Below are 11,731 nucleotides of genomic sequence, written 5' to 3' on the forward strand. Positions count from 1 at the left end.
AGATGGTGATGGCGTTGGCCTCTGTGGATGGAAAGACGGCTTCCGAGGATCTTGCGAGCAAGCCTTTGACCGTGCGTGGATTGACGGTGTCCTATGGCGAAAAGCCCGCGGTTTTTTCCGTCGACATGACGCTGACGCAGGGCCGCATGACCGCGATTGTCGGTCCAAACGGTGCCGGAAAATCGACTCTGCTAAAGGCTGCTTTGGGCATCATTTCACCACTGGCTGGCAAGGCATTGGTTTATGGCCAACCGCTGAAAACACAGCGCCACCGGATCGCCTATGTGCCGCAACGGGCCTCGGTGGATTGGGATTTTCCTACCCGTGTGATTGATGTGGTCCTTATGGGTCTGCAACGCGAGCTTGGCCTGCTGGGACGCGTTCGCGCACGGCATCAGGCGCGGGCGATGGAATGTCTGGATCGTGTCGGCATGCGCGACTTTGCCGAGCGTCAGATCGGCCAACTGTCTGGCGGGCAGCAACAGCGCGTATTTCTGGCGCGCGCGTTGGCGCAGAGCGCGGATCTCTACATGCTGGACGAGCCTTTCGCCGGCGTCGATGCCGCGACCGAACGGGCGATCATTTCGGTTCTGAAATCCTTGCGGGCCGAGGGCAAAACCGTGGTTGCAGTGCACCACGATCTGGCGACGGTGGCGGAGTATTTTGACGACATCTTCCTGATCAACACGCGTAAAGTGGCCGAAGGTCCGGTCGAGTCGACATTTACCGCGGAAAACCTGAATCAAACCTATGGCGGCCGTTTGGCGATGGCGCAGATTGACCAGCTGGAACTGGCTGCGGGCTGATGTTCTGGCAGGCGGTGTCGCTTCAGCTTGGCTATAACGCCACGCTTGTGATGATCGGTGCGGCCTGCCTTGGTATCGCGGCAGGCGTGACCGGCACGTTTTTGTTTCTGCGGAAACGGGCATTGGTCAGCGATGCGATCAGCCACGCCACTTTGCCGGGCGTCGGGCTGGCCTGTATGATCATGGTGACGTTGGGGGGCGACGGGCGCAATCTTTTGGGGTTGCTGCTTGGCTCTGCTGTTTCGGCCTGGATCGGGCTGTTGTGTGTCAATTGGCTGACCCGGCGCACCCGTCTGGCCGAAGACGCGGCGATCGGGGCTATTTTGTCGGTGTTTTTTGGGCTTGGCATCGTGCTTCTGACAGTTATTCAGACAATGTCGTCGGGGCGTCAGGCTGGCCTTGAAGGGTTCTTACTGGGCTCGACCGCCGGGATGCTCTGGAACGAAGCCATGGTGATCGCGCTTGGTGGGGCTGTCACTCTGGCATTGGTGGTTGCGTTGCGCAGGCCTATGACTTTGGTCTCCTTTGACCCCGAATACGCGGCCGCGACAGGGCACAACGTTGCGCGCATCGATCTGGCCATCATGGGGCTGGCCATGGCGGTGACCGTGATCGGACTAAAGATCGTGGGCCTCATTCTGATCGTTGCCATGCTGATTATCCCTCCCGTTACGGCGCGTTTCTGGACAGACCGAACGGATGCAATGGTCATCATTTCCGGCGCGGCGGGCGGATTGGCGGCCTATATCGGCGCGGCGTGGTCCGCGGTTGTGCCAGCGGTGCCCACCGGCCCCATTATTGTGCTGGTCAGCTTTGCTGGGTTTGCACTGTCCCTTTTGCTGGCACCCAACAGAGGCGTTCTGGCGGCTGTTCTGCGACACCGCAGATTTCAGGCGCGGGTGCATTTGAGGCAAGGGTTGTTGGCGATGGCGCAGGGGCAACCGATCTACGAGCGATACACCATGCGCATTCTGCGTCGGCAGGGTCTGATCGCGGCGGATGGCGTGGTCACAGATGATGGACGCGCGCGGGCGGCAAAGTCTTTGCTGGATGAAAAACGGTGGGAAATCGTGCGCGCGGATCAGGCGCTAGAAGGCGCGGCGGCGCTCTATGACGGGTTGCGCGCGCTTGAAACGGTGCTGACAGCCGATCAGATCGCCGACGTTGACGCCAAGCTTGGTGCGCCCGAGGGCCTGACATGAGCGGCGCTGAATTTGTTCCCCTCAGCCTCCCACCCTTGGTGATCGGCGTGCTCGCGGCCGTGGCCTGTGCGCTGCCAGGGAATTTCCTTGTGCTGCGCCGTCAGGCCCTGATCGGCGACGCAATAAGCCACGTTGTCTTACCCGGTATTGTCGTGGCCTTTCTGGTGACCGGAGTCGTCTCGGCCTGGCCGATGATGATTGGCGCAGCTGTCGCCGCGCTGGTGGCTGTCGGGTTGATCGAGGGCATACGGCGATTGGGGCGCATCGAGCCGGGGGCTGCGATGGGCGTTGTCTTTACCGCCATGTTTGCGGGGGGTGTTCTGTTGCTGGAACAAAGCGACACGTCGTCTGTGCATCTGGATGTCGAGCACGCGCTGTTTGGAAATCTGGAAAGCCTCATTTGGCTGGACGCGACCGGGTGGTCGAGTTTGCTGGATCTTACGGCGCTTGCGGGTCTTCCTGACGAGGTTTCGCGAATGGCTTTGACCTTGGTCGTCGTGGTTGTTTTCATATGGGTCTTGTGGCGGCCCCTCAAAATTTCGACCTTTGATCCCGGCTTCGCCGAAGCCGTGGGTGTGCGCACCGGTGCGCTGGGATTGGGACTGGTCGTGGTCTCGGCGATGGCGGCTGTTGCGGCCTTTGACGCGGTGGGGTCCATTATCGTGATCGCGATGTTCATCTGCCCCCCTGCGGCGGCGCGCATGATGACCAATCGGCTGGAAGTGCAGATCGCATGGAGCGTTGCCTTTGCGGTGCTGTCGGCTGTTCTGGGATATGTCTTTGCAGGCTATGGCCCATTGTGGTTTGGCGCTGTTCACGCGGTGTCAGCGGCGGGTATGATCGCCACGGTATCTGGGGTTTTGCTGGCTTTTGCAGCGGTTTTCGGCCCCTGCAGGACGCGCTCTTCCGCGCCCAGTGTTTAGTCCGGAAGGGCTGGCAGAATCGCCGCTTGGCGTGCTAGATTTCGCGGTATGCTTCAAGATGACCGCAAAATAAGCGAAAATCTCCCGATTATTCGACAATTGGACGACGGCGCGATCAACCGGATTGCCGCCGGTGAGGTCGTAGAGCGTCCGGCTTCTGCGGTGAAAGAGCTGGTGGAGAACGCTATTGATGCAGGCGCGCGCCGCATCGAGGTGGCGATTGCCGATGGCGGCAAAACCTTGATCCGGGTGACGGACGATGGCTGTGGCATAGCCGAAGCGCAGTTGCCCTTGGCCATGAGCCGCCATGCAACGTCCAAGATTGATGGCTCGGACCTGCTGGATATTCACACCTTTGGCTTTCGCGGCGAGGCGCTGCCGTCCTTGGGCGCTGTAGGCCGTTTGACAATTACCTCGCGCGTTGCGGGCGAGGCCGCCTTCTCGATTGCGGTCGCGGGGGGCGAGATGTCCGCCGTCAAACCAGCGGCGCTGAGCGGCGGCACAATCGTCGAGCTGCGGGATCTGTTTTATGCGACCCCAGCGCGGCTGAAGTTCATGCGGTCTGATCGCGCGGAATCCCAGGCCATCGGCGATGTCGTCAAACGTCTGGCGATGGCCGAGCCATTCGTCGGCTTCACCCTGCGCGATGTGACGGGCGGAGGCGACGGCCGCGTCAGTTTCCGCGCGGATCCGGAAAATGGCGATCTGTTTGATGCGTTGCATGGGCGACTGGCCCGCATTTTGGGGGCAGAGTTCGCCGAAAACGCCCTTCGGATTGATGCGGAACGCGAAGGGCTTCGTTTGATTGGCTATGCGGCGTTGCCAACCTATTCCCGCGGCTCTGCCGTTGCGCAGTATCTGTTCGTGAATGGTCGTCCAGTGAAAGACAAGCTGCTGGTCGGAGCCTTGCGCGGGGCCTATTTTGATTTCTTGAGCAGGGATCGGCATCCGGCCGCGGCAATGTTCATCGATTGTGATCCCCAACTGGTGGATGTGAACGTTCATCCCGCAAAATCCGAGGTGCGATTCCGCGATCCCGGTTTGGCGCGCGGGTTGATCGTCTCGGCCTTGCGACATGCGCTGGCCGAAGCCGGGCACAGGGCGTCGACGACGGTTGCTGGCGCGACGCTTGGCGCGATGCGGCCAGAACCCACGGGCGCACGCGTGTATCAAATGGATCGCCCGTCGCTTGGTGCGCGCACGGCAGCCTATCAGGCGCAGGCACCGGGGCTGGCCGAGGCGCCTGCGGCATGGGACGCCGCGCCCGGTGCAACGCTGATGGATGCGCCTGTGGCCGGTCGGGTCGAGCCAGTGCAGATGGCGCCCGAAGGCCCCGAACCGTCGATTGAGTCGCACCCTTTGGGGGCTGCGCGCGGACAGGTGCACGAGAACTATATCATCGCGCAGACTGCGGATGGTATGGTGATCGTGGATCAGCACGCAGCGCATGAACGGCTTGTCTACGAAAAGCTCAAAACGCAGATGGCTGAAAACGGTGTCGCGGCGCAGGCGCTGCTTATTCCGGAGATCATTGATCTGTCCGAGGGCGATTGCGCCCGCATTCTAGCCGTGGCGGATGAGCTTTCAAAGTTCGGTCTGACGCTGGAACCTTTTGGCGGGTCTGCGGTTGCTGTGCGCGAAACTCCGGCGATTTTGGGCGAGGTGAATGCGCGGGCGATGGTACTGGATATTTTGGATGAGCTGGACGATCAGGGTGAAAGCCTGTTGGTTCAGGCCAAGATCGAAGCCATTCTAAGCCGCGTCGCCTGTCATGGATCGATCCGGTCCGGGCGGCGGATGCGTGGCGAGGAAATGAACGCTCTGCTGCGCGAGATGGAGGCCACGCCTCACTCTGGCCAATGTAACCATGGCCGACCAACTTATGTGGAATTGAAACTGGCCGACATCGAGCGGCTGTTTGGACGGACCTGATGGATTTTTCTGATCCCCAACTGCAAACCTATGTTCTTATCGGCGGAGTCATTCTGGCGGTCATCCTGATGATGCTGTGGTCGGTTCTGCGGGCATCGTCCCGATCGGCGGACCAAGTGGCGATGATGGCGCATCGCGTAGACCAGCTGGCGACCGGGCAGGCGCAGCTTGATGGCAACATGGCGGCTCTGGCGCAGTCGCAGGGTCAGATCGGCACCTTGGTTGAGCAACGTTTGGGGGAAGTGCAGATCAATATGCATGAGAACCTCGCCAAAGTGCAGCGCGGAACCGGAGAGAACCTGGCCAAGATGCAGCAGCAAATGGCCGACAATCTGGGCGCGCAGCAACTGAAGTTGCAGGAAAACCTAGCCAACATGCAATTGCGCACGAACCAGTCGCTGGCGGATCTGCAGGAAAAGCTGAACCAAAGCCTGATGGGGAACGCCAAGCAGACCGCAACCTCGTTGACGCAGCTGCAAGAGCGCTTGGCAACGATTGATAAGGCGCAAGAGAATATCACCAAACTTTCGGGCGATGTGCTTAGCCTGCAGGATATCCTCAGCAACAAGCAGACCCGTGGGGCCTTTGGCGAAATTCAGTTGAACGATATCGTTGGCAAGGCCCTGCCCACTGACAGCTATGCCCTGCAAGTGACCCTCAGCAACGGCAAACGCGCGGATTGTCTGATCCATCTGCCCAACCCGCCGGGGCCGATTGTGATCGACAGCAAGTTCCCGCTTGAGGCTTATGAGGCGATGCTGGCGTCGACAACTGAGGCCGAGTTGAAGGCCGGGATCCAGATGTTCAAAACATCCGTTCGCAAGCACATCAAAGATATCGCCGAGAAATACGTGATCGAAGGCGAAACCGCGGATGGTGCGCTGATGTTCCTGCCTTCTGAGGCCATCTATGCCGAGCTGCATGCCAAGTTCCCGGATCTGGTCCGCGAAGGGTTTGATTCCCGGGTCTGGATCGTGTCCCCGACAACTTGCATGGCCACGCTGAACACCATGCGTGCCATTCTGAAAGACGCGCGTATGCGCGAGCAGGCGGGTGAAATCCGCAAAGCGCTGAAGAACCTTCACCGCGACGTCGAGATCGTGGGCGAGCGCGCGGGCAAGCTGGAAACCCACCTGCGTCAGGCGGGCGAAGACGTTGCCGGTATCCTGACCGCCAGCTCGCGCGCCAGCAAACGGGCGCATAAACTGGATAATTTCGACTTTGAGGAATTGGCACCCGAAGGCGAAAACGTTGTGACGCTGGGGCGTACCCCGGCCGAATAGGCGATTCCGGTAATCTGTGCGCTGGCGCGTCAAAGCGCCTGCTCACGAACAAAAGAGTCTGAGGTCCGCCTGTGTCACGCAACCGAGAGGCGATCGACACAAAGTGTAACCTTCCTCTCTGACTCGCGAGAATCTTCGTGAGACTCCTCACACAAATTCCAAATTTTCTCACGTGTCACGGAGAGTCGTGACATATTCCCAGTGGTTCATTGTTTGGGCCGAAATCCGTTTCTAACTTCATCTCAACTCGAATGGATCGAGGAAACACGAGGCGTAACGCCACAAGACGAAGATGGAGAAGATTATGAAATTTCAACGTATTATCGCAGCATCCGCACTGGGAACCCTGATGGCGACTGCCGCTTACGCACAGATCGACCTGAAGCAAAGCGCCGCTGGCCTAGAGCCGCTGAATGGCCTGCACTATGAAGGCTGGTCCATCATTGATGGTGAAGCAGTTTCAACCGGCCGCTGGAATATCACGTCAAAAGGTTACGTGATCGAAGTGAACGCTGCGGGCGAGAAAACCGGCACCATCGGCAAGACCGACGCGTTCTTCTCTCGGGTCAGCGCGGCACATAAAAACGCCAGCGCCTATGTTCTGACCATCGAGCCAAATGGCGACACCGATGCAGGCCCAAGCGCTGTGCACATCGTTGCGGGCGGCTATGAAGGCAACTCTGCGGCGGCCACAGTCGACCACCCAGCAGCGATTGCGACCGATTTTGACGGTGTTGGCGGCTCTTTCATTCTGGCGGCCCCAACAGGTGGGGAAGCCAACCAGGGCATTTGGTTCTTTGACGGCGAAGGCGCGGCCTTGGATCTGCCTGAACTGCCAGCTGGCTGGAACTATGAAGGCTGGGTTGTCGACACAGGAATGGGCAAGCCAATTTCTACTGGCATCTTCCACGATCCAAACGGCGCAGATGACGACGGTGCGGGCGCCTATGCTGGTGACAAACCAGAGATGTTCCCTCCTGCACCTGGTCAGGATTTCGTGAACGGCATGCCTCTGGAGCTGGACAACGGCAACTTCATCGCGGTGATTTCGGTTGAGCCTGCGAATGACCCAGACCCAGCGCCATTCGCGATCAAGATCCTCGCGTCTGACACAATCACAGGCAACGGCGAGCTGAAGCCAACCGGCGCAGCGCTGCCAACTGTGAATGTAACCCGCCGTGAAGCCAAATAATCGCGGTCTTTCCTAAAAACTGAAAGGCGGCCTTTGGGCCGCCTTTCTTTGGTTGAGATTGTCGCGCGGCCATTACCGCATGATGAAAGGATCAGGGATCGGTTCGTCGCTGGTGCGCAGCCACACCGCCTTTACCTTTGTGTAATCCAGAGCCGCCTGAAGCCCCCCTTCGCGACCATGTCCCGACAGCCCATGCCCGCCAAACGGCGCAATCGGGCTGACAGCGCGATAGGTATTCACCCAAACAATTCCTGCGCGGATGGCACGGATCATGCGATGGGCGCGCGTCAGATTTTGGGTGAACACACCAGAGGCCAAGCCGAACTTGGTGTCGTTGGCGATGGCAATGGCCTCATCCTCGGTGTCGAATGTCACCACAGACAAAACGGGCCCAAAGAACTCGTGGCTCAGGCTGTCGGCATCATGCGCGTTTGAACAGTCCAGAATGGTCGGTGGAAAATAGAAACCGTCGCGCTCAATCGGCGTGCCACCGGTGATCACTTCGGCCCCTTGCGCAACAGAGCGTGCGATCAAATCCACTGCGGTCTGACGTTGGCGTTCGGTACACAATGGCCCGACCTCGGTCGCCATATCGTCGGGGGCTCCGATCACGATGGCTTCGGCTTTTTCTTTCAGGCGGGCGAGGAAGGCGTCCTTGATCGAGGACTGGACTACCAGCCGCGAGCCCGAAACGCAGCTTTGGCCCGTGGCCGCAAAGACGCCCGAGATTTGGGCATTCACGGCGCTTTCGATGTCGGCGTCCTCAAACACGATGAACGGAGACTTCCCGCCCAGTTCCAGCGACGTTGACGCCAGATTCTCAGCAGAATTGCGCACGATATGGCGGGCTGTTTCTGGCCCGCCGGTAAAGGCCACATGCGCCACTTTGGGATGTGTCGTTAGGGTGGCTCCTGTCTCGGGGCCGCCGGTGATGACGTTCAGGACACCTTTGGGAAACCCAGCTTTGTCAAAGATCCGCGCGAATTCCAGCATCGGTGCAGGGCCCTCTTCAGAGGCTTTCAACACAACCGTGCATCCTGCCGCCAGGGCTGGGCCAATTTTCACGGCGGACAGGAACAATTGCGAGTTCCACGGCACGACGGCCGCCACAACGCCAACCGGCTCACGGCGCAGCCAGACATCCATGTCGGGTTTGTCGATCGGCAGATGTGATCCTTCGATCTTGTCCGCCAGCCCCGCATAATAGCGATAGTATTCCGCGACATAGGCAATCTGCGCCGAGGTTTCGCGGATGATTTTGCCGGTGTCGCGGGTTTCAAGTTCTGCAAGCTTTGGCGCGTGCTCCGCGATCAGATCGGCCAGACGCAACAAGAGTTTGCCCCGTGCCGTGGCGGTCAGGCCGGCCCAATCGGGCGCCAGAAATGCCTGTTCCGCAGCATCGACGGCGCGGTTTACGTCTGCCGGGGTTGCGCTGGGCATTTTGGCCCAAGGCTGGCCCGTTGCTGGATCCAGACTGTCAAACTGGGCCGACGCATCGCAAAATGTACCGTCAATATACTGTTGAAATTGCTGCATCTTTTGATCCCTTATTGGAAGGTTGGCATGACGTCTTTGATAAACCTCTCAAGCGAGGCTTTCTTGCGTTCGAAGGGCATGCTGCTGTCGATCCAGAACGAATATTCATCATAGCCAAGCGCCTGACTGGTGCGCAGACGTTCAATCACCCGGTCAGCGGTTCCGATCACCAGATCGCGTTCCATGTTTTCAGGCGTATAGAAGGGGTGCGCTGCGATCTCGTCGTCTGATAGCGGGTCAATCAGGCCCTGCGAGACATCGCGTTTGTTCATGAACCAGGCACCGAAATAGCAATAGAACCGGTTTAATTCCTTAGCTGCTTGTTTGGCGTCCGCGGCGTCTTCTGCGACGTAGGTGTGACGCAGCAACATGATCTTGGGCCTTGGGATCTCGGGGAATTTGGTGCAGGCGTCTTTGAATTTGGACATCAGGTCCGCGACTTCGTCGTCTCCGTTCCAAAGCGGCGTCACTTGCACATTACAGCCGTTGCTGACCGCGAATTCATGACTGTTGGGGTCGCGCGCGGCGATCCAGATCGGGGGGCCGTTTTCCTGCAATGGTTTTGGCGAAGATGTCGTCTTGGGGAATGTGTGAAACTCTCCGTCATGGGCATAGTCGCCCTGCCAAAGCCCCTTAACTGCCCCAACCAGCTCGCGCATACGCAGGCCAGCGTCCCATGCATCAAGGCCTGGAAGCACACGATCATATTCAAAGGTGTAGGCCCCACGTGCGATGCCCAGATCCAGGCGTCCGTCGGTAATAAGGTCGGTCATCGCTGCCTCGCCCGCCAGCTTGATCGGATGCCAGAAGGGCGCGATGACCGTGCCGGTGCCAAGGCGGACGTTCTTTGTTTGGCGCGCAATGTCGACCAGATTGATGAAGGGGTTCGGGGCGATGGTGAAATCCATCCCGTGATGTTCCCCTGTCCAAACCGCGTGCATGCCGCCGTCATCGGCTATTTTGCAAAGCTGAACAAATTCGTCGTACAGCTGTTTTTGATCCTGTTCCGGATCAATGCGCTCCATATGCGCAAAAAGAGAAAACTTCATCTTAAGCACCCTTTCCGTCAATTGGCGTCACGTCGCCGTCTACTTCATTTCCATAGTACACGCCGAAATTCCCGATGCGGTGCTCTTCGGCAAAACGCTCTAGCATGGTGCAGGCCGCGGGGTCCGCGATGTCCACAAGGGTGCTTTCCGTGATTTCGGTAAAGACCCCTTTGGCCGAGTCCGATCCCGTCGCGCTGCACAGAAAGGCGATATGCTGTCGCCCAAGGGCTGCGTCGTCATAGACAGAGTAAATAAAGCCCGGCTCGGCCGCGACACCGACGTCAGCAATAAGGCGCTTCAGTGCCTCATGCGGCCCGTCTGCTACATCGTCCGTGGCAGGCAGTGTCAGGTGACCATGTGGGTCACTGACCAGCAGCACCTTGCCGTCTTTTTTGATCACAGCAGAGACCGCCATGTCCGAGCGTTTTTTCAGTGCTTCGGCTTCGGCAGCCGGGGTGACATAGGCGCCACGCGCATAGCCCAGACCCGGTGTAGAGTTGTGATCAAAGGCTTTGACCTCGCCGATCAAGATGATGTGATCCCCGGCGTCGACGGTTTTATGCATCTCGCAGTCTACCCATGCCGAAACCCCGTCCAGAATAGGCGACCCATGCGGCCCGTCCTGCCAGTCTACGGTTGCGAAGCGATCATCGACGGGACGTGCAAAGGTGTTTGACACGTCGATCTGTGCTTCAGAGAGGATGTTGACGGCGAATTTGTCTGTATTGGCAAAGACGTCATAGTTGCTGGACGAGTTTGCCAGGCACACCAGAACCATAGGCGGCGACAGCGACACCGAGGCAAAGGAATTCGCGGTAAAGCCCAGGGGTGTGCCCGCGTCATCTCGTGTAGTGACGACCGTGACACCCGTCAGAAATGTGCCAAATGCGCTTCGCAAGGCACGTGTGTCATTCAGCATTTGCGGATCAAACTGGATCATAGAACGTCCTTTTGATGAAGAGGTGTGCCCAGCCAGTTGCGCAGGGCGTCGTTGACCCGATCGGGCGCTGTCAGGTTCACCATGTGCCGGTGGTTCTCAATAATCACGGCGCGTCCTTGCGGGGCGGCGGCGGCCATCGCGTGCGACATGGCGGGGTTGGAGTTCAGGTCGCCATCGCCGGTCAGCGCCAGCAAGGGGCAGTCTATTGTGTGAAACCGATCGGCAAAGACGGCATCGCCGTGCGCAAAGGCAGCATAGGCTGTGGCATATCCTGCGATGCTGACCTCGGACAGCCATTGCGACACGCGTTCACGGGCGGCCAGATCCATGGCAGTTTGGCCGAACCAACGGTTCAACGGCGTTTCCAGATCAAAAGTCCCCGATCCGATGAGCTTTGCCCGTTCGATTACCGCGATGCGAGCATCTTCGTTGCGGCGGAAAACCCCGTTCAACAAGGCCACGCGCGCCAGCCGATCTGGATGCAGGACAGCAAAGCCACCGGAAATCAGCGCGCCCATTGAGTGGCCCGCCAGATTGACTTTCGCAAGGCCAAGGGCATCCAGAGCAGCGTGCAACCAGTCGACATAATCCGTGAGTGTCGCGTCAGGTTTCAGTGCCGATGAGCCGCCATGACCAGGTAAGTCCAGGGCGAGGACACGATGGGTTTTTGACAGCGCATCGATCTGCGGGCGCCAGGCCTCGGACTGCATGCCCACGCCGTGCAACAGGACCAGCGGAATGCCGGGCGCGCTGTCAGGCGCGCCAGCATCTTGATAGCTGAGAATTCCTTGTGCGTCAGACAGATGCAGGGTTGTCGACGTCATGACCCAGTTCCTTCAGATCCTGATACCGATCCCCAATACGATGG

Annotated in this window: 10 protein-coding genes and 1 pseudogene; 6 read left to right on the forward strand and 5 right to left on the reverse strand. The window is 59.1% G+C overall.

The annotated features are described in order from the left end of the window. Positions 1 to 2 precede the first annotated feature (2 nt). The 6 genes from ACEQWH_RS03095 to ACEQWH_RS03120 all read left to right on the forward strand — a co-directional run bounded on the left by ACEQWH_RS03095 (position 3) and on the right by ACEQWH_RS03120 (position 7,338). Positions 3 to 806 (forward strand): metal ABC transporter ATP-binding protein, encoded by an 804-nt coding sequence (locus ACEQWH_RS03095; RefSeq protein ID WP_370228232.1) that lies wholly within the window; start codon positions 3 to 5, stop codon positions 804 to 806. Then, complete coding sequence (locus tag ACEQWH_RS03100; protein ID WP_370228234.1) at positions 806 to 2,008, forward strand: metal ABC transporter permease; 1,203 nt, start codon at positions 806 to 808, stop codon at positions 2,006 to 2,008. The genes ACEQWH_RS03095 and ACEQWH_RS03100 overlap by 1 nt, the downstream gene beginning before the upstream one ends. Then, the gene (locus ACEQWH_RS03105; RefSeq protein ID WP_370228236.1) at positions 2,005 to 2,931 is read left to right on the forward strand and encodes a metal ABC transporter permease; all 927 of its coding nucleotides are present in this window, start codon (positions 2,005 to 2,007) and stop codon (positions 2,929 to 2,931) included. Before ACEQWH_RS03100 ends, ACEQWH_RS03105 begins: the two co-directional genes overlap by 4 nt. Before the next feature lie 48 nt (positions 2,932 to 2,979). After that, positions 2,980 to 4,863 carry a DNA mismatch repair endonuclease MutL gene (mutL, locus tag ACEQWH_RS03110; protein WP_370228238.1) on the forward strand — a complete coding sequence of 628 codons (1,884 nt, stop codon included), beginning with the start codon at positions 2,980 to 2,982 and terminating at the stop codon, positions 4,861 to 4,863. Continuing rightward, positions 4,863 to 6,146 (forward strand): DNA recombination protein RmuC, encoded by a 1,284-nt coding sequence (locus ACEQWH_RS03115; protein ID WP_370228240.1) that lies wholly within the window; start codon positions 4,863 to 4,865, stop codon positions 6,144 to 6,146. Before mutL ends, ACEQWH_RS03115 begins: the two co-directional genes overlap by 1 nt. Positions 6,147 to 6,450: 304 nt before the next feature. Next, positions 6,451 to 7,338, forward strand: a complete 888-nt coding sequence (locus tag ACEQWH_RS03120) for a hypothetical protein (protein ID WP_370228242.1) — start codon at positions 6,451 to 6,453, stop codon at positions 7,336 to 7,338. A gap of 72 nt (positions 7,339 to 7,410) precedes the next feature. Here ACEQWH_RS03120 and ACEQWH_RS03125 read toward each other — a convergent pair whose 3' ends face one another. The 5 genes and pseudogenes from ACEQWH_RS03125 to ACEQWH_RS03145 all read right to left on the reverse strand — a co-directional run. Then, positions 7,411 to 8,874, reverse strand: coding sequence for an aldehyde dehydrogenase (locus tag ACEQWH_RS03125; protein WP_370228244.1), 1,464 nt, complete (start codon positions 8,872 to 8,874; stop codon positions 7,411 to 7,413). A gap of 11 nt (positions 8,875 to 8,885) precedes the next feature. Beyond that, on the reverse strand, positions 8,886 to 9,923 hold the full coding sequence (locus ACEQWH_RS03130; RefSeq protein ID WP_370228246.1) for an LLM class flavin-dependent oxidoreductase: 1,038 nt from the start codon (positions 9,921 to 9,923) through the stop codon (positions 8,886 to 8,888). Between the two features lies 1 nt (position 9,924). Further along, positions 9,925 to 10,863: a flavin reductase gene (locus ACEQWH_RS03135; RefSeq protein WP_370228247.1), complete on the reverse strand. Its 939-nt coding sequence runs from the start codon at positions 10,861 to 10,863 to the stop codon at positions 9,925 to 9,927. Next, positions 10,860 to 11,687, reverse strand: a complete 828-nt coding sequence (locus ACEQWH_RS03140) for an alpha/beta fold hydrolase (RefSeq protein WP_370228248.1) — start codon at positions 11,685 to 11,687, stop codon at positions 10,860 to 10,862. Before ACEQWH_RS03140 ends, ACEQWH_RS03135 begins: the two co-directional genes overlap by 4 nt. After that, positions 11,659 to 11,731, reverse strand: a pseudogene (locus tag ACEQWH_RS03145) (amino acid synthesis family protein); the annotation flags it as partial. The gene ACEQWH_RS03140 and the pseudogene ACEQWH_RS03145, both read right to left, overlap by 29 nt.

The sequence above is a fragment of the Cognatishimia sp. genome (genome assembly GCF_964229375.1).
Lineage (GTDB): Bacteria > Pseudomonadota > Alphaproteobacteria > Rhodobacterales > Rhodobacteraceae > Cognatishimia.